Here is a 20,615-nt window from a genome sequence, read left to right on the forward strand (position 1 = left end):
AGCGTTCGGTGAAGCGGGACGGGACGTGTGCTGTCTCCGAAGCTACCGACGCCGTGTTTCGGGGCCCCACCCGCGAGGTAACACCTGGATCACCGCCTGCTCACAGGCACGTGTCACCCCGGTGAGGCGGATGACCACGCGCGGTCCATGGGCCGGATCGGCCGCCGTCAGACGTCGAGGCGGTAGCCGCGCTTGACGATCGTGTTGATGAGTCCGGGGACGCCGAGCGTCTGGCGGAGGCGGCTCATCTGCACTTCGAGCGCGTGGTGGTCCGCGGCTGCGGGCAGCGCGTCGGCCAGTGCGGAGCGCGAGAGGACGGCTCCGTTCGCGCGGACGAGGGCGCGAAGGAGCGCGAGGGAGTTCGGGGGGAGCCGGACCCTGGACCCGGGCAGTTCCACGATGGCGCCACGGATGGCGATCGGGCCGTGCAGGGTCTCGGCTCGGAGGATCGCGTGCTGCTCGAGGTGTTCGCACAGCAGCCGGATGAGCGCCCCCATGCGGAACCGCTCGGGGACGATGGGCTCGATGTCCTGAGCGAGCAATGGCGCCGCCGTGACCGGTCCGACGGCCGCGCACAGCACGTCGCGACGGAAGGCGTCGACGACGGCGTCCTCCTGACCGAGTGCTTCCGCGGCCGTGAACAGGGCGACGACCGATGGGGCGCTCGTGAAGGTGACCGCGTCGAGCGAGCCGCTCACGATCGCCTCGACGAGTCGCCGCACGCGCTCGTCGGTCGCGTCGGGGTCCGTCCACCGGTACGGGGCGACCGTGTGCACCTCCTGGTGGACGTCACGGAGGCGTTCGAGCTGGCGCTCGTCGGTGTACCCGTGGAGCTGGACGGCGACGCGAAGACCGGCCGGGTAGTCGGCGACGACCTTGTCGACGAGGGAGGCGGTGGTCTCGCGGTCGCTCATGCCCACGTCGTTCAGACCGGCTGCTCGGATGGCGCCGCGTGCCTTGGGCCCGCGGACGAGGATGGCCGTCTCGGCGAGCGCTTCGAGGAGTTCGTCGCCGAGTCCCGCGGCGTCCGCGACCTCGAACCACCGCCGGATGCCGTACGAGGTCGTGGCGAGCAGGACGTCGGGGCGTGCGGCGATGATGTCGCGGGTGTCGTCGATGAGCGGTTCGTCGTGCTGTGCGTGTGCGATCCGCAGCGTCGGTGCGTGCACGACGGTGGCGCCGCGCCGCTCGAAGGCGTCGATGAGGTCCTGCGATCGACGGTCGCTCGTCACGCCGATCCGGAAGCCCTCGAGCTGGTCCGCGCGGAATCCCGGAACCGGGGTCGTGACGTCCGGGCCGGCGTCAGCGGCCGGCGGGGTGGTGTCGGTCACGCCGATGCCCCCAGACGTTCGGCTCGCGCCAACAGTTCCGAGGCCTCGGCGTCACCGTCGAAGGCGAAGGCGACGACGTGGCCGATCACGATGACCGCCGGTGACCGCACACCGGCGGCCGCGGCGACGTGGAGGATCGTCCCGAGGTCGGCCACGGTGGTGCGCTGGGTCTCGCTGTAGCCGCGCTCGATGATCGCGACGGGGGTGTCGGCGGCGAGCCCCGAGCTGAGGAGCCCGTGGGAGATGGAGGGCAGCGTGCCGACGCCCATGAGGACGACGATCGTCCCGCCCAGTCCGGCGAGGTGACGGTGTTCCTCGTCGGAGAGCGGCGCGTGACCGCTGACGACGGTGAAGAGGTGACTCAGGTTCCGGTGGGTGAGGGGGATGCCTGCCGCCGCGGGCACGGCGACGGAACTCGAGACGCCCGGGATCACGCGGACGGGGACGCCCGCGCGGTGGCAGGCCAGGACTTCCTCGCTGCCGCGCCCGAAGACGTACGGGTCGCCTCCCTTGAGGCGGACGACCGCCGCGCCGTCGAGCGCGTGCTGCACCATGACCGTCTCGATGCCGTCCTGGCCGATCGGGTGATGGCCGGGGCGCTTGCCGACGTCGACGAGGAGCGCGTTCGGGGCGAGCTCGGGGAGGGTGTCGTGGGGCGCGAGCCGGTCGTAGAGGACCACGTCCGCGTCGCGGAGGGCCTCGACGGCGGCGACGGTCAGCAGCGCGGGATCGCCCGGTCCGCCGCCGACGAGCGTGACCCTGCCTGGACCAGACATCTACGCCCCTTCCCTCACTGGAATGGTAGGCCCTGCGAGATAGACGGCCTCGCCGCGCTCGATCTCCTCCGTCGTCGCGGGCCGGTACTGGCCTCGCTCCGCGACCCGCGCGAGTCGCGGTTCGGCGTCGCCCGGCTCGTTGACGAAGGACCGGAACCGGCGGAGGCGCTCCGGGTCGGCGAGGGTCGCCGCCCACTCGTCCTCATACCCGTCCACATGGGCGGCCATGGCCTGTTCGAGTTCGGCGGCGAGTCCGAGCGAGTCCTCGACGACGACCTCCCGCACGTGGTCGAGTCCGCCGTCGAGGTCCTCCATCCACCTGGCGGTGCGCTGCAGTCGATCCGCCGTCCGGATGTAGTACATGAGGTAGCGGTCGATGTACCGGATGAGCGTCTCGTCGTCGAGGTCTCCGGCGAGGAGCTGCGCGTGGGTCGGCTGGAACCCGCCGTTGCCGCCGACGTACAGGTTCCAGCCCTGCTCGGTGGCGATGATCCCCACATCCTTGCCACGTGCTTCGGCGCACTCGCGCGCGCACCCGGAGACCCCGAACTTGAACTTGTGCGGTGCCCGGAGGCCGCGGTACCGGAGTTCGAGGTGGACCGCCATACCCACGGAGTCCTGCACGCCGAAGCGGCACCAGCTGGAGCCGACACAGCTCTTCACGTTGCGGAGCGACTTCCCGTACGCCTGTCCGGACTCGAAACCGGCGTCGACGAGGATGCGCCAGATGTCGGGCAGCTGTTCGAGGCGCGCGCCGAACAGGTCGATGCGTTGACCGCCCGTGATCTTCGTGTACAGCCCGTAGTCGGTGGCGACCTGCGCGATCACCGCGAGCTTCTGCGGCGTGATCTCGCCACCGGGGATCCGAGGGACCACCGAGTAGGTGCCGTCCTTCTGCATGTTCGCGAGCGCCCGGTCGTTCGTGTCCTGCAGCGTCCCCCGACCGCCGTCGAGGATGTACCCACCCTGCTGGCTGGCCAGGATGGAACCGACCACCGGCTTGCACACGTCGCAGCCGCGTCCGGTGCCGTAGCGCGCGAGGATCTCGTCGAAGGAGGTGAGGCCGAGCACCCGGATGGTCTCGAAGAGCTCCTGCCGGGACAGCTCGAAGTGTTCGCAGAGCGCCCGCGAGACGGCGATGCCGGACTTGGTCAGCTCCGTCTCGAGGATCTTCTTCACGAGCGGGACACAGGAGCCGCACTGGGTCCCGGCGCGGGAGCAGGTCTTGAGCGCTCCCAGTTCGGTGCACGCCTCGCCGTGCACGCCTGCGATAGCGTCTCGGACGGTCCCCGCGGTGACGGCGTTGCATGCGCAGACGAGCGCTGCGTCGGGGAGCTCGTCCCCGGCCGGTGCCTCGATCCCTGAGGCCGACAGGTAGGCGGCCGGCTCACTCGACAGCTCAGCGCCGAGGAGCGGACGCAGCGAGGCGTAGGGCGAGGCGTCGCCGACGAAGACCCCGCCCAGGAGGGTCTTGGCGTCGTCCGTCATGACGAGCTTCTGGTACAGCCCGCGTGCCGGGTCCGCGTACACGATCTCGAGACTCTGCTCCGTGCGCGCGAGTGCGTCGCCGAAACTCGCGACGTCGACACCGGACAGCTTGAGTTTCGTGGCGTCGTCGACGGTCGTGAACTCCGCTTCGCCACCGAGCAGCCGGTCCGCCACGACCTCGGCCATCGCGTTCGCCGGCGCGACGAGGCCGGTGCATCGACCGTCGAAGCAGGCGACCTCGCCGATGGCCCAGACACCAGGCGCGGACGTCCTGCAGTCGGTCCCGATCACGACACCGCCGCGGTCACCGAGCTCGATCCCGGCATCGCGGGCCAGCTCGTCCCTGGCGCGGATCCCGATGGCGAACACCACGATGTCGACGTCGACCTGCTGGCCGCTCGAGAACTTCACGCCCGAGACACCGCCCGGCTCGTCCACGAGGATCGACCGTGGCCTCGTCCCCAGGTGCAGACCGATGCCCTGGCCGCCGATGATGCGCCCGAGGGCTCGACCGGCTCCCTCGTCCAGCTGGGCGGACATGAGCCACGACCCGGAGTGCACGACGCTCGCCTCGGCACCGAGCCGTGCCGCACCACCGGCAGCCTCGAGCCCGAGCAACCCACCGCCGGCGACGATCACCCGGGCGGGACGACCTCTCAGGGCGCCGATGCGCTCGATCTCCGACACCAGCAGGTCCACGTCGTCGATCGTCCGGTAGACGAGGGCGTGTTCCGAACCGTCGATCTCGGGCACCGGGGCCGAGGAGCCGGTCGCCAGGACCAGCTCGTCGTACGAGACGACCCGCCCCAGGGAGGTGTGCACCGTCCGGGCCTCGCGGTCGATCCGTTCGGCGCGTTCGCCCAGCAGGAGCGACACGTGCTGCTCGTCCCAGACGCCCGTCGGCGCGAGCGTGAGGTCGATCGCCGCATCGTCGAGACGCTTGCTCAGCGCCACACGATCGTAGGGACGGTGGAGCTCCTCGCAGACGACCGTGATGTGCATGGTGCGCCCGGCGTCGCGACTGTGCAGGGCATCGACCAGACGGTGCGCGGCCGGGCCGCCGCCGACCACGACGATGCGACGCGGCAGATCTCCTGCGGTGGGATCGATCATCATGGGCCCCCTCGGCTCGTGTTCCAGCGAGCGTACTGACGCGGCGTTTCCGGACCGTTGCCCGCATGTGTCCCGAACGCGTCCAGGACCGCACACGACGCCCGGGCGGATGTGAGGTCGGTTTCACCCCACCGAAACGTCACGGGTGATCCGACGAAACACCCCGCCCGTAGCGTCGGTGCTCCGACGCACGACCAGGAGGCCGACGATGAGCATCACGATGCAGGAGCACACCGGGCGGACGGCGCTCGCCGAGTGGCGACGCGTCTGCGCCATCGACGACCTCGAGCTCTCCTGGGGCGAGGTGGCGTTGCTCCGCGCCCGGCAGATCGCGGTGTTCCGTATCGGGGCCGACGAGGTCTACGCCGTCGACCATCGGGACCCGCACACGGCCGCGCCGGTGATGGCTCGCGGCATCGTCGGTTCCCGAGGGGAGCGACCGACGATCGCGTCACCGCTGCACAAGCAGGTGTACGACCTCGGCACGGGTGAGTGCTTCACCGACCCGAACCTCTTCCTCCAGACATTCCGCACCCGCATCGTGGGTGGGTTCGTGGAGATCGAGCTGGGGGAGGACGCATGACCCTGCTCGAGACCGCGGCGCGCCGCCCGCAGACGCGCACGCGGACGAGTCCGGCGCTCCTGGCCGTGTCCCACGGGACGAGTTGCCCGATCGGACAGGCCTCCGTCGCCGCGCTCGTCGACGCCGTCGGACGATCGCGTGCCGACCTCCACGTCGCCGGCGGCTTCGTCGACGTCCAGCAGCCCGACGTCCCGGCCACCCTCGGTTCGATCGAGCCCGAGCGGCCCGCGGTGGTCGTGCCGTTGCTCCTGTCCGCGGGGTTCCACGTCCACGTCGACCTCGTCGAGGACCTCGAGGCGACGGATCGGCCGACGGCACTCGGGCGGGCGATGGGACCGGACGACCGCCTCGTGGCGGTCCTCGCCAGGCGACTGGAGGCGCTGCACGTGACGCCAGACGATCGGATCGTGCTCGGAGCGGCCGGGTCCACCGACGCCAGGGCCGTCGCCGACTGCGTCGACATGGGACGTCGACTGGAGTCGCGACTGCGGGTGCCGGTCGAGACGGCGTTCGTCTCCGCAGCTCAGCCGTCGGTGCCCGACGCGGTGGCGGCGGCCCGAACGAGCCGACCGCGAGGACGGGTCATCATCGCCACCTACCTGCTGGCGCCCGGCTACTTCGCGCGGCTGCTCGAGGAGGCGGGAGCGGACCTCGTGACGCCACCGCTCCTGCACCTCGGAGAGGTTCCTGATCCCGGCATCGTCGACCTCGTGGTCGACCGCTACGAGGAGGCTTCGGCCGGACTGTCGGGCTGACCGGCGCGACCGGGACGACGACCGTCGCGCGAATAGACTGCTCCTCATGCGCATCGACATCGTCACGATCTTCCCGACCTTCTTCGATGCCCTGGACCTCTCGCTGCTCGGCAAGGCGAAGCAGAGCGGGCTCATCGAGTTGGACGTACACGACCTGCGGGATTCGACGCACGACCGTCACCGCACCGTCGACGACACCCCGTACGGCGGGGGAGCCGGCATGGTCATGAAGCCGGAGCCCTGGGGTGAGGCGCTCGACGGCATCCTCGGTGACGACACCGAGGAGGAGCCGCTGGTCATCTTCCCGTCTCCGGCGGGTGAGGTGTTCACGCAGGCCATGGCCCGCGAGCTCGCGGCCGAGCCGCACCTCGTGTTCGGCTGCGGCCGGTACGAGGGCATCGACCACCGCGTCTTCGACCACACGGCCAGCCGAGCGCGGGTCCGGCTGGTGAGCCTCGGCGACTACGTCCTCAACGGGGGAGAGGTCGCGGTGATGGCGATGATCGAGGCGATCGGTCGGCTCGTCCCGGGGGTCGTCGGCAACCCCGAGAGTCTCGTCGAGGAGTCACACGAAGACGGGCTGCTCGAGTACCCGAGTTACACGAAGCCTGCCGAGTGGCGAGGACTCCCGGTGCCGCCGGTGCTCCTGAGCGGCAACCACGGCGCGATCGCCACGTGGCGTCGTCAGCAGCAGATCGAGCGGACCCGCGAGGTCCGCCCGGATCTGCTGCCCGCCGACGAGCCGGACGCCTGAGCGCGCAGGGGTCCTGTGCGTGACGGCTGTCAGGGTCGACGCCGCAGGGCGGCGGCGATGCCGGCGATGACGAGGACGGCCCCGGTCGCGATGATCGCCCCGGTGATCCACCCCAGGGGGTCGATGCGCACCTCGGTGAGATTGGTGACGAGCATGGCGCCGGCGAAGACGAGCAGGAGCACGCCCCAGAGGATCGTGCCGAAGCGCGGTGGTCGACCGCCTCGATCCTTCGGGCCGGCATTGGTCCTCGGTTCATCCGCCGTGTGTGCAGTGTTCGGCTGCGCTGTGGCCGGCTGCGCTCTGGTCGACTCCGTGGTGGCCGTCTGATCGGCCTCCGACGGAGCCGATCCCGTCGCCGCGTCGGCTGGGGACGACATGCTCGTCGCTCCGGTCCGGTCGTCCTGTTCGCTCATCGTCCCGCCTCCGCTTCCTCGGTCACGACGGCGCTGCCGGCGACCGTCCACACCCGTACCCGCGTCGTGTCTCCTGACGCCGTACGCCCGTACCGTGCCTCATCCTGGAAGAGGGCTCCGCCGCGTCGGTCCGTCCGGTCCCGACCATCGCGTCCCGTTTCCAGGGTGCCCGCGATCGCTGAGAACTCGACGATCACCGGCACGTCCTCGGGGATGAGCACGTCGACCTCGCCCGCGAGGATCCACACGTCGATCGTTCCACCGCGCAACGCGTCGTCGTCGGCGAGTTCGCCGAGGTCGAGTGTTGGTTGGCCGGCGATCATCACGTAGCCGCGTCGGTCGTCCGCATCCGTCGACGTCACGGTCCAGGTCGTGCGTCCGACCGGCAGGAAGGAGGATCCGAGTGGGAACACCCCGGTGGCGAGCAGGGAGATCACGGCAGCCCACGTGAAGAGCCCGAGCCAGCCGCTCTCCCGTCCGCTGATGCCAGCGACGATCGTCGCGACGGCGAGCGCGCCGAGCGCTGCGGCGAGCCCGATGACCACGACGACCGGAACCGAGAACCCGGCGCTCGCCGCGATGACGGCCGCGCCGGCACCGGCGAGCAGCGCCAGCCCGAGGGTGATCGCCACGAAGGCCGCTCCAGGGTGCTGCGCACGACGCTCTCGAGTCTTCGTCTCGCGCTCGGCCTGCTGCTCGGCTCGCTGGCGGCTCATCTCGTCCCGGAACTCCTGGCTCGTCCAGCCGCGCTGCCGGCTCGGAGCCCCGTCCCACGCGGTGGCGGTGGTGGTTCCAGGGAGCGGGACGGTCGCGCCCGCATCACCTGGCGAACCGTCGACCTTCGCGAGCGACACCGGGTTCGCGGCACCGTGGGAGGCCGGGGCCGGGCCGGCAGGGCCCGAGGGGGAGGCCGTGGGCGATGGTGCCGTCGGCTTCGGGATCGAGGCGTCGCTGGTCCACGGGTCGCGCTGCGGTGGTGTCTCAGGCGGGGCCGCCCGTCCAGGGTCGCGGCGGGAGAACATCACGATCAGCCAGACCGCTGCGGCGACCAGGGCGATCACCCAGCCGGCGGTCATGGTCGACTCCAGCCACCCCGGGAGGTTCCACGCATGCGGCACGCCGTCCCACCAGAGGCCGCGCATGAACGGCACGGCGGTGAGGACCGCGAGGATGCCGATCGCGACGATCGCCGGGTCGAAGACGCCCCGGATCGCACGCTCGAGGTGGATCCGACCCTGCTGGTCAGGGATGAGTGCCCAGCCCGCGGCGTAGACGAAGAGGACCGGCCCGCCCAGGATCGCGATGACGATGAGGGCTCCGCGCACGATCATCGGATCGAGGCCGAGTCGGGCCGCGACACCCCCGGCGACACCGCCGAGCCACGAGTCGCTCGAGCGACGGAGACCGGTGGACCGCCACCAGTCGAAGAAGCGGGTCGTCGGATCCTGCGGGGCGGGTGCCCCCGGTTCTGCTCCGGTGGGCGGCGTGCTGTGGTTCGTCATGGTCCGATTCTGGCGAAGCGTTCGGGTCGCACCCATCCGGCATGACCCTGAGTGCACCCTGATCCTGCCGTCCCAGGGTGCCGACCGCACCCCGAACTGCTTGGATGGCTCCATGGGAACCGAGGTGATGATCCGGCCGAGGCGCCGCCTGCTCGGCGGTGTGTGCGCCGGCTTCGCCGAGCACACCGGTCTCCCCGTCGCCGCGGTGCGGACGGCGACGGTCATCCTCGCGTGCTGCGGCGGAGCGGGCCTGCTCCTCTACGTGTGGCTGTGGGTCATGACGCCGACGCAGGGCGCGGACGCACCGCTCGATCCTCGGGAGCACCTGCTCCGGCCGGCCTCGACCGATGACGGAGGCGACCTCGACGGCCCCCGTCGCGCGCCGATCACGGAGGTGCTGCTCGGGATCGCCCTGCTCGCGGCCGGGACCGCGCTGATCGCGACCCGGACCGGGCTGGACATCCCACTCGAGGCCGTCATCCCCGTCATCGTCGTCCTCGCGGGAGCCGCACTCGCGTGGCGGCAGTTCGGCGAGCGTGGTCGCGGTGAGGGCTCACGTGCCCTCCTGATCCGCGTGCTCGGAGCGCTCGTCCTCGTCGTCCTCGGCATCCTCCTGTTCTTCGTCACCGGTGACCGCCCGAACATGTGGACGGTCATCGTCGCCGCGATCGCCGTGCTCCTCGGGGTCGCCGTGGTCATCGCCCCCTGGGCGCTCCAGCTCAACCGCGACCTCGCCGACGAGCGCGCCGCGCGGATGCGCGAGGCCGACCGCGCCGAGATCGCAGCGCACCTGCACGACTCCGTGCTCCAGACGCTCGCGCTCATCCAGCAGCAGGCCGGTCCGGGGAGTGAGGCGTCCCGTCTCGCGCGGGCGCAGGAGCGCGAGCTGCGGAACTGGCTCTTCTCCGGCGGGACCGCTCCGACGGGCGACCTCGCGACCGAGCTGCGGACCCTCGCGGCCGCGGTGGAGGCCGATCACGCGGTGCGCGTCGACGTCGTCGCGGTCGGGCGTGCGATCGACGACGCCCCGGAGCCGCTCCTCGCCGCCGCACGGGAGGCCGTGCTCAACGCGGCACGTCACGCCGGCGGCGACGTCTCCGTCTACCTGGAGACGGCACCGCAGCGGATCGAGGTGTCGATCTCCGACCGCGGCCCCGGCTTCGACCTGGAACAGGTCCCGCGGGACCGCCTCGGGGTGCGGGAGTCGATCATCGGCCGGATGCAGCGCATCGGTGGCGAGGCGACCATCCGTTCGGGGCCCGGCGGGCGAGGAACCGAGGTCCGTCTCGTCCTGCCCGTCCACGACGCCGCCCCGACTGCGCCGCCGCCCGACACCGTCCCGACCGTTCCGAGGAGCCGACCATGAGCGACCGACCACTGACCGTCGTGATCGTCGACGACCACTCGATCTTCCGTTCCGGCCTGCGCAGCGAACTCGATTCCGGCATCGAGGTGCTGGGGGAGGCCGGCGACGTGGAGGAGGCGATCCGGGTGATCGGGGAGACGCGTCCGCAGGTCGTGCTGCTCGACGTCCACCTGCCGGGCGGCACCGGTGGCGGTGGTGCGGACGTGATCGCCGGGTCGGTGTCGACCGCGCCCGCCACCCGGTTCCTCGCGCTCAGCGTCTCGGACGCCGCCGAGGACGTCGTCCGGGTGATCAGGGCCGGTGCGCGCGGCTACATCACGAAGAGCTCCTCGGGGGCCGAGGTCGCGGAGGCCGCACGGCGGGTCGACGACGGCGACGCGGTCTTCTCGCCCCGGCTCGCGGGATTCGTCCTGGACGCCTTCGGAGCCGTGACGGGGGAGACGGCGGAGTCCGTCGACGAGCTCGACCGGCTGTCCGCCCGTGAGCAGGAGGTCATGCGCCTCATCGCCCGTGGTTATGCCTACAAGGAGGTCGCGACGGAGCTGTTCATCTCCGTGAAGACCGTGGAGACCCACGTGTCGAGCGTGCTGCGCAAGCTGCAGCTGTCCTCGCGCCACGAACTCGCCGCCTGGGCGCTGCAGCGCAAGCTCCTCTGACGCGCGGGCCGGAACCGACATCGGCCGACAGCGAACGACCAGCGCGCGCTCAGGAGCCCGGCGGTAGCCTGAGAGACATGATCATCCGTCGGGCGTTCTACTACTGGCGATTCGCCGCGATCTTCGTGCTGCCCGCCTGGCCGTTCGTCGGATGGGGACTCTTCGGTGAGAGCGGCTGGAGCCTCTTCGGGCTCTTCATCGCCATGCCGATCCTCGCCATCGCGCTCGCCGCGATCGCGTTCCTCATCTCCGCCAGGGCCAGCGTCCGGACGACGAAGCTCGTGTCGTGGATGGACGCCGGCCTGCTCACGCTCTGGCACGTCACGATCATCTGCTTCGGCTCGTTCAGCTCGGGCGTCGCACTGTGGGCGGTCCTCGGCGTCGTCGCAAGCCTCGCCGCCTTCTGGGGCGTCATCGCGCAACTCATCTCCGAGACGGCACGCCGCGCCCGGGAGACGATGGCCGAATTCGAGCGCATGGCCGCTGCGGCCGGGCCCGGCACGGTCCCCGGATCGGCGATCCCGCCGCAGCCACGGTTCGATCCCGGTCCGATCGACGGCGGCGAGTTCATCGTGATCGAGGAGTCGAAGCCCGACGAGCGCCGCTGAGCGGTCGCATCCACCGCCGTCACCTTCGCCGTCCGGGGCCCGGTTTCCCATCCGAGGCCCTTTCATGACACAATTGCTGTTTGTGCCTCCGCAGTTCTGCCACAGGGGAACGCCGGCATCGGGCACACCCTTCCTTCCGAACGTATTCAGCGGTCGACCTGTGGCGGTCGCAGAGATGGAATCATCATGCACATTCTCGACTCAGTCGATGCAGCATCCCTCAAGTCGGACATCCCCGACTTCCGCGCCGGCGACAACGTCAAGGTGCACGTGAACATCATCGAGGGCAACAAGTCCCGTATCCAGGTCTTCCAGGGTGTCGTCATCGGCCGCTCCAACGAGGGTGTCCGCGAGACCTTCACCGTCCGCAAGGTGAGCTACCAGGTCGGCGTCGAGCGCACCTTCCCGGTCCACTCCCCGAACATCGACCACATCGAGGTCGTCACCCGCGGTGACGTCCGTCGCGCGAAGCTGTACTACCTCCGCGAGCTCCGTGGCAAGAAGGCGAAGATCAAGGAGAAGCGCGACAACTAGTCGTCCTCCCGGTCGCTCTCCGCGATCATTCCTGAGCTCCCCACCGGATAAGCTGGTGGGGAGCTCAGGCGGTTAAATGACAGACAATTCCCTGGCGGCAGACGCGTCGCCCGACCACCAGCAGCGCCCCCGCGGCAAACGCGGAGCGCTGCTCTTCCTTCGCGACCTCCTCATCATCTTCGTGGTCGCGCTGCTGGTCTCCTTCCTCATCAAGACCTTCCTCGTGCGGTCGTTCTACATCCCGTCCGGGTCGATGGAGAACACACTGCAGATCCAGGACCGCATCCTGGTGAACGAGCTCGTCCCCGACGTGGTCTCGCTGAACCGAGGCGACGTGGTCGTCTTCCAGGATCCGGGCGGCTGGCTCCCGCAGACGGTCGAGGCTCCGCAGCCTCCCGTCACCGCAGCCGTTGAATGGGTGCTGTCGATCTTCGGCCTCGTCGCTCCCGACAGCGACGACCACCTCATCAAACGCGTCATCGGCTTGCCGGGCGACCACGTGTCGTGCTGCAACCCGCTCGGGCAGATGACGGTCAACGGTGTTCCGCTGAACGAACCGTACGTGAAGCTCCCGGCCGGCACCGAGAAGGTGTCCGGAGACCCGTTCGACATCGTCGTCCCGGAGGGCTCGCTCTGGGTCATGGGCGACAACCGGTACAACTCGAAGGACTCCCGGTACAACGGCGACACACCCGGTGGTGGCTTCGTCCCGATCGACAACGTCGTGGGGCGTGCGTTCGTCATCACCTGGCCCTCCAGCAACTGGGCCTGGCTCGACAACTACCCGTCCGTCTTCCAGGGCATCCCCGCCCCAGAAGAGGAGTGATGGCCGCCAGCGAACCGACCCTCGAGGTCGAGCACGAACTGTTCGCTGCGGGTGTCCCGTCGGTCATCGGCATGGACGAGGTGGGTCGCGGAGCGATCGCCGGCCCGGTGGCCGTCGGCGCTGCGGTCGTCGCCCCGGCTTGTGGGCCGTTCCCGGAGGGACTCCGCGACTCGAAGCTGTTGAGCGAGCGAGCGAGGACCCGTCTGGAACCGCTGGCCCGCGAGTGGGTGTTGTACGGGGCCGTCGGACTCGCGAGTCCGGCGGAGGTCGACGAACTCGGCATCACCGCGTGCCTCGGACTCGCCGGCCGTCGGGCACTGCTCGAACTGCACGCCGTCGGCGCGGACGTCACGGGATCGACGGTCCTGCTCGACGGCAACAGCGACTGGCTGAGCCGGGCGCTCCAGCGACCGCTCACCATCACCACGAGGGTCAAAGCGGATCGGGACTGCGCGTCGGTCGCCGCAGCGTCCGTACTCGCCAAGGTGCACCGGGACCGACTGATGATCGAGTTGCACGAGGCACTTCCGGAGTACGGGTGGGAGGGCAACAAGGGATACGGTTCGGCGCAGCATCTGTCGGCCCTCTCCGCGCACGGCCTGACCCTCCACCACCGGAGCAGCTGGCTGCCCGCCTACACGTAGACTGGAGAGACCATGGACGAAGACGAGTTCGAAGACTACGACCGCGAGGTCGAACTGGCCCTCTACCGCGAGTATCGCGATGTCGTGGGTCAGTTCAAGTACGTGATCGAGACCGAGCGCCGGTTCTACCTCGCCAACGAGGTCGATCTCGTGCGACGCGACACGGCGAACGACTTCTACTTCGAGCTCTCCATGACCGACGTCTGGGTGTGGGACGTCTACCGGTCCGACCGGTTCGTCAAGAGCGTCCGAGTGCTCACGTTCAAGGACGTCAATGTGGAGCAGTTGTCCTCGCGCGACTTCGAGCTCCCGAAGGAACTCACGCTCGACGAGTAGAGCGAGGCCCCCGCGCCGAGAGCGCTCCACAGGCGCGCTTCGCCGCGCGCTCGTCGACGACAGACCCACCTCCGGGTAACGAGCCTCGTCTGCACGCTTGGCTGGATGCCAGGAGGTGCACATGGCACGGAAGGACGAGCTCGGCCGACGCGGCGAGCAAGTGGCGGCGGATCATCTCGAGGCATGCGGATACCGCATCCTCGACCGCAATTGGCGATGCCCGCAGGGCGAACTCGACCTCGTCGCGGACGACGACGGCACGCTGGTGTTCGTCGAGGTGAAGACCCGTTCCGGCGTCGGCTTCGGCGATCCCGCGGAGGCGGTGACGCCGAGCAAGCTGGCCCGGATCGGTCGCCTCGCCGGAGCCTGGTGCGCTGAGCACCGACCGCGCTCGAGGCGGATGCGCGTCGACGTCGTCGGCATCGTGCTGCCGTCCGAAGGGGACATGCGACTCCAGCACCTGCGGGGAGTCTCCTGATGGCCGTCGCACGCACCTGGTCGGTCGCGCTCGCCGGCCTCACTGGCGCGATCGTGGAGGTCGAGGCGTCGGCCGCCGCGACCGTACCGGGCATGGCGATCGTCGGGCTTCCCGACAAGTCGCTCGGCGAGGCCGCACACCGCATCAAGAGTGCGACGGCGAACTCCGGCTGCGAGCTGCCCGGTGGCAAGCTCACGATCAACCTGTCTCCCGCGTCGCTGCCCAAGCAGGGGAGCGCATTCGACCTCTCCATGGCGATCGCCTGCCTCGCCGTCGGCGGCCTCGTCCGCCGGGAGTCCGCCGAGCGGGTCGTCCACCTCGGTGAGCTCGGGCTCGACGGTCGGCTCCGTCCGCTCGTCGGCGTGCTGCCGGCCGTCCTCGCCGTCGCCCGCGCCGGCTACGACGCGGTGATGGTGCCGACGGCGAACGTCGAGGAGGCGCAGCTCGTGCCCGGCGTCACGGTGATCGGGGCGACCTCACTTCGTGATGCGGCCATCTGGCACGGTGGAGAACTGTCCACGATAGACCTCGAACCCGTCCGACAGCGGGTCGACCGGCTGCCCACGCCCGACCCACTCGATCTCGCGGACGTGGTCGGACAGCCGGACGCGGTCGACGCGATGGTCGCTGCGGCGGCGGGCGGGCACCACGTCATGATGGTCGGACCTCCCGGTGCCGGCAAGACCATGCTGGCCGCCCGGCTCCCCGAGATCCTTCCCGACCTCGAGCCCGAGGCCGCGGTCGAGGTCAGCTGCCTCCGCTCGCTCATCGGTCTGCCGCCGGACGGCGCGCTCGCCCGACGACCACCGTGGGAGAGCCCGCACCACTCGTCATCGGCGGCGGCGATCATCGGTGGCGGTTCGCGCCAGATCCGGCCCGGAGCAGCCGCGCGCGCGGCGCACGGCGTGCTCTTCCTCGACGAAGCGCCGGAGTTCCGCGCCGACGTCCTCGACTCGCTGCGTCAGCCACTCGAAGCCGGCGTGGTCACCGTGCATCGTGCGCACGGCAGCGCGACGTTCCCGGCCGCTTTCCAACTCGTCCTCGCCGCAAACCCCTGCCCCTGCGGCCAGTACGGCACGGCGGACGGCGTCTGCACCTGTCCACCGCAGGCCCGTCGACGCTATCTCGGGCGGATCTCGGGGCCCCTCCTCGACCGGATCGACATCCGCGTCCGGGTGCACCGGATCACCTCGGCACTGACGAGTCTCTCGCAAGAGAGTGGGGTCTCCACCGCTGAGGCTCGTTCCCGCGTCGAAGCGGTGCGGGCCGCGAGTGCCGAGCGGTTGGCCGGCACCGGCTGGATCACGAACGCACAGGCGAGCGGCACCTGGCTCAGGAGCCCGCGGATGCGGCTGCCCAGATCCGTCACCAGCGCGTTGGACCGCTCCCTCGAGCGGGGAGGCATCACCATGCGTGGCTACGACCGCATCCTCCGACTGAGCTGGACGCTCGCCGACCTCGATGGGGCCGACAGCCCCACAGCCGAGCACTTGGGGCGGGCCCTCTTCCTGCGGAAGGGCATCTCATGACTGCGTGGTTCGGCTTGGACCGCGAGTTGGTCGAACGGCTCGTCCGAGGACTCGGCGGCCTGGAGTCGGCCGAGTCCGTGGACGGTCCTCGCGCAGATGGAGGTGCCGAGCGCGTCCCGAAGGCCGACGAGAACGTCGGCACCGCCGGGATCCGGGCGGCCTTCGCTCGGGCGGCCTGGACGATGATCGCCGAACCGGGCGACGGCGTCGCCGGGCTCGTGGTCGGTGCACTCGGCCCTGCGGGCGCGCTCTCAGCGGTCCTGGAACGGGTGGGACCGACCGAACTGCAGCGCCGCATCCTCGGCAGCGAGTGGTCCAGTGGTTCGGGCTCGACGTCGGCCGATGCCGAGTCCGAGGATCCCGCCGCGATGCCCGCCTCCCGCGTGCTCGGAAGTGCGCTGGAACGCTGGCGCCCCCGTCTCGTCTCCGCTGACCTCGTCGCCGCCTGTGAGACGGCGATCGAGGTCGGCGTACGTCTACTCCTGCCCGGCGTTCCGGGTTGGCATCCGGGGTTCGACCACCTCGGTGTGCACGCGCCGCACGCCCTCTGGCTGCGCGGTGCTCCCGACGCGCCTTCGGGAGGACGCGCCATCGCGTTGGTCGGGGCCCGGGCTGCGTCCGGTTACGGCGAGCACGTCACCCTCGAGGCTGCGGCCGGGCTCGTCGATCGGGGCTTCGCGATCGTGTCGGGTGCCGCGTACGGCATCGACGGCGCGGCGCACCGAGCCGCGCTCGGGAGCGGGGGCGTGACCGTGGCCTACCTCGCAGGCGGGGTCGATCGGCCGTACCCAGCCGGTCACGATGCGCTCATCCGTCGGATCCGCGAGGCCGGTGGAGCCGTCATCAGCGAATCACCGTGCGGGTCCACACCGTCCAAATGGCGATTCCTCCAGCGGAACCGACTCATCGCCGCAGCCTCGGCTGCGACGGTGGTCATGGAGGCCGGCGACCGCTCCGGGTCGATCAACACGGCGGGTCACGCTGCGTCCCTCGGGCGTCCGCTCGGAGCCGTGCCCGGCCCGGTCACGAGTCCGTCGTCGGCGGGCTGTCACCGCTTGATCCGTGAGTACGCCGCCACCTGCGTGACGAACGCCGCACAGATGGCAGAGCTCGCCGGGTGGATCGCGGTCGACGCGGACGCGCAGGCGTTCGCCTCTCCGGAGGAACGCCGGGTCCGTGATGTGATGAGCGCGCGCTCGCCGCGCACCGTCGAGGCGCTTGCGAAAGCGAGTGGTCTGAGTCCTCGCGAGGTCAGCGGCGTGCTCGGTGCGCTCGACCTCGCCGGGGCCGTCGAGGAACGCGAACGAGGGTGGGTGCTCGTCGGTGGACGGGCGTGAGGTGATCGCTCGGCGGGGGAAGGCCGCGGCGTCGGACGCGTGAGGCATGCTGTCCACGTGGACATCTCGAGCAGCATCGACGGGTTCTCGGAGCACCTCGCTTCCGAGCGTCGGCTGTCGCCGCAGACCGTTCGCGCCTACGCCTCCGATCTCCGGCAGCTCGCCGACTTCGCCACCGGACGCGACGTCGAGCGCGTCGACGGCGTGACGCTGGACCTCCTCCGCGACTGGCTCTGGGACGCTTCCGAGGCCGGCTCGTCGAAGGCGACGCTCGCGCGACGCACCGCCACGGCCAAGGCCTGGAGCGCCTGGCTCCTGCGCACCGGCAGGGTCGATTCGGACGTCGCGGCACGTCTGCGGAGTCCGAAGACGGGTCGGACCCTGCCACGCGTCGTCGGCCGGGGCCCGTTCGACGACCTCCTCGCGGGGCTCGAGGACCGCGCCGCATCGGGGGAGCCGAACGCCCTCCGCGACCTCGCCGTCGTCGAACTGCTCTACGCGTCAGCCCTCCGCGTGTCCGAGCTGTGCGGACTCGACCGGGACGACCTCGACCTCGACCGGCTCACCGTCCGTGTCACGGGTAAGGGCGACAAGGAGCGGGTCGTCCCGTTCGGCGTCCCCGCTCAGTCGGCGATCGTCGACTACCTCACGAGCGCCCGCCCGCAGCTGGTCGCCCGTGCAGCCGCGAACGACCGCGGACCGACGCCCGGCGCAGCGCTCTTCCTCGGCGCGCGCGGAGGACGGCTCGGCCCGCGCTCGGTCTACACGCTCGTCGCCCGGCTCCTCGACGCCGTGCCTGGTGGTGGTCCGGCAGGGCCGCACGCCCTGCGGCACACCGCCGCGACGCACCTGCTCGACGGGGGAGCGGACCTTCGCGCGGTCCAGGAACTCCTCGGCCACGCGAGTCTCGCGACGACGCAGATCTACACGCACGTCTCCGTCGAACGCATCAAGGAGAGTTACCGCAACGCCCACCCGCGGGCCTGAGCCCCGGCGGTCGCGGTCAGTGGAAGCAGGACGGCCGGTGGCACCTCGCCGAGCAGCAGCATCGGATTGACGTAGACGCCGTCGAGCCGCACCCCGAAGTGCACGCAGCTGTCGGCGCAGTGCCCGCCGACGCCGACGGTCCCGATCGGTGCCCCGCGGGTGACGCGGCTGCCGACCTCGACCGAACCCATCACCGGCTCGATGCTTGAAAGGTGTCCGTCGTCGTGCCGGATCACGACGAGTGGGCGGTCGACCACCGTCCCGCTGAACGTCACGACGCCGGCTGCCGCTGCGGCGACCGGCAGACCGGGCGATGCCGCGATGTCGACACCCCGGTGGCCGGCGCTGTACGGGTCGGGCGGCGCGACGAACGGCTCGGTGACGACGTGCGGGGGAGCGATCGGCCAGCTCCAGGCCGGCGCCGCCCCAGACGTGCTCACGGGTGCGAGGAACACCAGGCAGGAGATGAGGAACCGGCTCGCGATCGAGGTCATCATGATCCGAGCCTGACGGGCTCGGGAGAGCGAGGGCGGGTGGGCACCTCGGAGCGGGGAGACGGACGTGGTCGGACGGCCTGTGGAGCGCCGTCATCACGGTGGCCTGATGCTATGCTGAACGGAGCACCTCGCTCGTCGGGGTGACTACGCGTGCCATTTCGGCCACCACTTCCAATCGGTCCTCGCTCTCCGGAGCGTGGCGGACGTGCGCCGGGCACCAGGGACGAGGCCATCCGGTCCGTCAGACAACCGAGGCACTCCCACCCGTCCGCGTCAGCGGTGCGGTGGCGAGCGCAGAACAGGAGAACGGCTCATGGCCGTCGTAACCATCCGCCAGCTGCTCGACAGCGGCGTGCACTTCGGGCACCAGACCCGCCGTTGGAACCCGAAGATGAAGCGCTTCATCTTCACCGAGCGTTCCGGCATCTACATCATCGACCTGCAGCAGTCGCTCGGCTACATCGACCAGGCCTTCGACTTCGTCAAGGAGACGGTCGCCCACGGCGGCACCATCCTCTTCGTCGGCACGAAGAAGCAGGCGCAGGAAGTCATCGCCGAGCAGGCGACGCGCGTCGGCCAGCCCTACGTCAACCAGCGTTGGCTCGGTGGCCTCCTCACCAACTTCCAGACGGTGTCGAAGCGACTCGCCCGCATGAAGGAGCTCGAGGAGCTCGACTTCGAAGACGCCTCCAAGAGCGGCTTCACCAAGAAGGAACTCCTCATCAAGAAGCGCGAGCTGGACAAGCTCCACAAGTCGCTCGGTGGTATCCGCAACCTCTCGAAGACGCCGTCGGCGCTCTGGGTCGTCGACACCAAGAAGGAGCACCTCGCGATCGACGAGGCGCGCAAGCTCGGCATCCCGGTCATCGGCATCCTCGACACCAACTGCGACCCCGACGAGGTCACCTACCCGATCCCGGGTAACGACGACGCGATCCGTTCCGTCGGCCTGCTGACGCGCATCATCGCCGACGCCGCCGCCGAGGGTCTCATCCAGCGCCACCAGAAGCCGACCGAGGGAGACGCCCCGGCCGAGCCGCTCGCCGAGTGGGAGCAGGAGCTCCTCCAGGGTGGCGAGCAGGGTTCCGCCGAGACCGAGAAGGTCGCCGATGAGGCGATCGCCGCAACCGACGCCGTCGAGGCAGCCCCGGCTGTCGAAGACGTCGAGGTCGCTGCAACCGAGTCCGCCGCCGACGCCGATGGCGCAGCTGCCGCCGTCGTCGCCGACGAGAAGTAATCAAGGAGGACACCAGCAATGGCCAACTTTTCTCTCGCTGACCTGAAGGTGCTGCGCGAGCAGCTCGGCACCGGCATGGTCGACACCAAGAACGCACTCATCGAAGCCGATGGCGACGTCGAGAAGGCGACCGAGATCCTGCGTCTCAAGGGTGCGAAGGGCAACGCGAAGCGTGCCGACCGCTCCACGAGCGAGGGCCTCGTCGCCGCGAAGGAGAACGGCGACACCGCCACGCTCATCGAGCTCGCCTGCGAGACCGACTTCGTCGCGAAGGGTGAGAAGTTCCTCGCTCTGGCCGACCTCGTCCTCGACGCGGTCGTCGCCGCCGGCGCGACCACCGTCGAAGAGGGGAACGCGGCTCCGGCCGACGGCAAGACCGTCGCCGAGGTCATCGCGGACTCCGCTGCGATCATCGGTGAGAAGTTCGAGCTCCGCCGGCTCGCGGTGGTGCACGGAGAGCACTTCGCCGTCTACCTCCACAAGACCAACAAGGACCTGCCCGCGCAGGTCGGCGTGGTCGTCGGCTACACGGGCGACGACGCGGAGACGGCTCGCAGCATCGCGCAGCACATCTCGTTCGCCAACCCGTCCTACCTCAGCCGCGACGACGTCCCGGCCGACGAGGTCGAGAAGGAGCGCGAGATCGTCACCGAGATCTCGAAGAACGAGGGCAAGCCCGAGGCCGCACTGCCGAAGATCGTCGAGGGCCGCGTGACCTCGTACTTCAAGCAGGTCGCGCTCCTCGAGCAGGACTACGCCAAGGACAACAAGCTGTCCGTGCAGAAGGTGCTCGCTGACGCGGGCCTCACCGTGACCGGGTTCGCCCGCTTCAAGGTCGGCGCGTAGCAGTTGTGACGGGGTCCGG

22 protein-coding genes are annotated in these 20,615 nt (G+C 70.2%); 16 read left to right on the forward strand and 6 right to left on the reverse strand.

The annotated features are described in order from the left end of the window. Nucleotides 1-167: 167 nt before the first annotated feature. Genes B9Y95_RS03465 through nirB form a run of 3 tightly spaced genes read right to left on the reverse strand, consistent with a single transcriptional unit; the run spans nucleotide 168 to nucleotide 4,711 of the window. Nucleotides 168-1,331: a uroporphyrinogen-III synthase gene (locus B9Y95_RS03465; protein WP_085510625.1), complete on the reverse strand. Its 1,164-nt coding sequence runs from the start codon at nucleotides 1,329-1,331 to the stop codon at nucleotides 168-170. Further along, entirely contained in the window at nucleotides 1,328-2,107 is a 780-nt protein-coding gene (gene cobA, locus B9Y95_RS20250) for a uroporphyrinogen-III C-methyltransferase (RefSeq protein WP_123539703.1), read from the reverse strand. Before cobA ends, B9Y95_RS03465 begins: the two co-directional genes overlap by 4 nt. Next, on the reverse strand, nucleotides 2,108-4,711 hold the full coding sequence (gene nirB, locus B9Y95_RS03470) for a nitrite reductase large subunit NirB (protein WP_412458813.1): 2,604 nt from the start codon (nucleotides 4,709-4,711) through the stop codon (nucleotides 2,108-2,110). Between the two features lie 205 nt (nucleotides 4,712-4,916). On the opposite strand from nirB, the gene nirD reads away from it, so the two are divergent. The 3 genes from nirD to trmD are packed head-to-tail and all read left to right on the forward strand — an operon-like array spanning nucleotide 4,917 to nucleotide 6,800. Next, a complete protein-coding gene (nirD, locus tag B9Y95_RS03475; protein WP_079705654.1) occupies nucleotides 4,917-5,291 on the forward strand; it encodes a nitrite reductase small subunit NirD in 375 nt (124 codons plus the stop codon). Further along, on the forward strand, nucleotides 5,288-6,046 hold the full coding sequence (locus B9Y95_RS03480) for a sirohydrochlorin chelatase (protein WP_085510626.1): 759 nt from the start codon (nucleotides 5,288-5,290) through the stop codon (nucleotides 6,044-6,046). The genes nirD and B9Y95_RS03480 overlap by 4 nt, the downstream gene beginning before the upstream one ends. Before the next feature lie 46 nt (nucleotides 6,047-6,092). Beyond that, nucleotides 6,093-6,800, forward strand: coding sequence for a tRNA (guanosine(37)-N1)-methyltransferase TrmD (gene trmD / locus B9Y95_RS03485; RefSeq protein ID WP_085510627.1), 708 nt, complete (start codon nucleotides 6,093-6,095; stop codon nucleotides 6,798-6,800). A gap of 29 nt (nucleotides 6,801-6,829) precedes the next feature. Here trmD and B9Y95_RS03490 read toward each other — a convergent pair whose 3' ends face one another. Together B9Y95_RS03490 and B9Y95_RS03495 are read right to left on the reverse strand one after the other, a co-directional pair. After that, a complete protein-coding gene (locus B9Y95_RS03490) occupies nucleotides 6,830-7,213 on the reverse strand; it encodes a hypothetical protein (RefSeq protein ID WP_085510628.1) in 384 nt (127 codons plus the stop codon). After that, nucleotides 7,210-8,715 carry a PspC domain-containing protein gene (locus tag B9Y95_RS03495; protein WP_159453324.1) on the reverse strand — a complete coding sequence of 502 codons (1,506 nt, stop codon included), beginning with the start codon at nucleotides 8,713-8,715 and terminating at the stop codon, nucleotides 7,210-7,212. The genes B9Y95_RS03490 and B9Y95_RS03495 overlap by 4 nt, the downstream gene beginning before the upstream one ends. Nucleotides 8,716-8,827: 112 nt before the next feature. Here B9Y95_RS03495 and B9Y95_RS03500 point away from each other — a divergent pair, with 112 nt between their 5' ends. From B9Y95_RS03500 to B9Y95_RS03550, 11 genes are all read left to right on the forward strand, one after another. Continuing rightward, on the forward strand, nucleotides 8,828-10,081 hold the full coding sequence (locus tag B9Y95_RS03500) for an ATP-binding protein (protein WP_085511044.1): 1,254 nt from the start codon (nucleotides 8,828-8,830) through the stop codon (nucleotides 10,079-10,081). Continuing rightward, entirely contained in the window at nucleotides 10,078-10,737 is a 660-nt protein-coding gene (locus B9Y95_RS03505; protein WP_085510630.1) for a LuxR C-terminal-related transcriptional regulator, read from the forward strand. The genes B9Y95_RS03500 and B9Y95_RS03505 overlap by 4 nt, the downstream gene beginning before the upstream one ends. Nucleotides 10,738-10,814: 77 nt before the next feature. Then, the gene (locus B9Y95_RS03510; protein WP_085510631.1) at nucleotides 10,815-11,345 is read left to right on the forward strand and encodes a hypothetical protein; all 531 of its coding nucleotides are present in this window, start codon (nucleotides 10,815-10,817) and stop codon (nucleotides 11,343-11,345) included. Between the two features lie 186 nt (nucleotides 11,346-11,531). After that, entirely contained in the window at nucleotides 11,532-11,879 is a 348-nt protein-coding gene (gene rplS, locus B9Y95_RS03515) for a 50S ribosomal protein L19 (protein ID WP_056006851.1), read from the forward strand. A gap of 76 nt (nucleotides 11,880-11,955) precedes the next feature. Next, a complete protein-coding gene (gene lepB / locus B9Y95_RS03520) occupies nucleotides 11,956-12,705 on the forward strand; it encodes a signal peptidase I (protein ID WP_064296320.1) in 750 nt (249 codons plus the stop codon). Then, entirely contained in the window at nucleotides 12,705-13,349 is a 645-nt protein-coding gene (locus tag B9Y95_RS03525; protein WP_085510632.1) for a ribonuclease HII, read from the forward strand. The genes lepB and B9Y95_RS03525 overlap by 1 nt, the downstream gene beginning before the upstream one ends. 12 nt (nucleotides 13,350-13,361) lie before the next feature. Continuing rightward, the gene (locus tag B9Y95_RS03530) at nucleotides 13,362-13,685 is read left to right on the forward strand and encodes a DUF2469 domain-containing protein (RefSeq protein ID WP_071260887.1); all 324 of its coding nucleotides are present in this window, start codon (nucleotides 13,362-13,364) and stop codon (nucleotides 13,683-13,685) included. A 121-nt stretch (nucleotides 13,686-13,806) separates the two neighbouring features. Next, entirely contained in the window at nucleotides 13,807-14,163 is a 357-nt protein-coding gene (locus B9Y95_RS03535; protein WP_064296323.1) for a YraN family protein, read from the forward strand. Beyond that, complete coding sequence (locus B9Y95_RS03540) at nucleotides 14,163-15,692, forward strand: YifB family Mg chelatase-like AAA ATPase (RefSeq protein WP_085510633.1); 1,530 nt, start codon at nucleotides 14,163-14,165, stop codon at nucleotides 15,690-15,692. The genes B9Y95_RS03535 and B9Y95_RS03540 overlap by 1 nt, the downstream gene beginning before the upstream one ends. Next, a complete protein-coding gene (dprA, locus tag B9Y95_RS03545; protein WP_085510634.1) occupies nucleotides 15,689-17,029 on the forward strand; it encodes a DNA-processing protein DprA in 1,341 nt (446 codons plus the stop codon). The genes B9Y95_RS03540 and dprA overlap by 4 nt, the downstream gene beginning before the upstream one ends. A 57-nt stretch (nucleotides 17,030-17,086) precedes the next feature. Further along, nucleotides 17,087-18,016: a tyrosine recombinase XerC gene (locus tag B9Y95_RS03550; RefSeq protein WP_085510635.1), complete on the forward strand. Its 930-nt coding sequence runs from the start codon at nucleotides 17,087-17,089 to the stop codon at nucleotides 18,014-18,016. Here the strand turns inward: B9Y95_RS03550 and B9Y95_RS03555 are convergent. Then, nucleotides 17,989-18,513: a M23 family metallopeptidase gene (locus tag B9Y95_RS03555; protein ID WP_123539704.1), complete on the reverse strand. Its 525-nt coding sequence runs from the start codon at nucleotides 18,511-18,513 to the stop codon at nucleotides 17,989-17,991. The two genes, B9Y95_RS03550 and B9Y95_RS03555, sit on opposite strands and share 28 nt — an antisense overlap. A gap of 313 nt (nucleotides 18,514-18,826) precedes the next feature. Here B9Y95_RS03555 and rpsB point away from each other — a divergent pair, with 313 nt between their 5' ends. Beyond that, nucleotides 18,827-19,750 carry a 30S ribosomal protein S2 gene (rpsB, locus tag B9Y95_RS03560; protein WP_085510636.1) on the forward strand — a complete coding sequence of 308 codons (924 nt, stop codon included), beginning with the start codon at nucleotides 18,827-18,829 and terminating at the stop codon, nucleotides 19,748-19,750. A gap of 18 nt (nucleotides 19,751-19,768) precedes the next feature. Beyond that, nucleotides 19,769-20,596 (forward strand): translation elongation factor Ts, encoded by an 828-nt coding sequence (gene tsf / locus B9Y95_RS03565; protein WP_085510637.1) that lies wholly within the window; start codon nucleotides 19,769-19,771, stop codon nucleotides 20,594-20,596. Nucleotides 20,597-20,615: the final 19 nt, after the last annotated feature.

This window comes from Plantibacter flavus (assembly GCF_900177615.1).
Taxonomy (GTDB): Bacteria; Actinomycetota; Actinomycetes; order Actinomycetales; family Microbacteriaceae; genus Plantibacter; species Plantibacter flavus.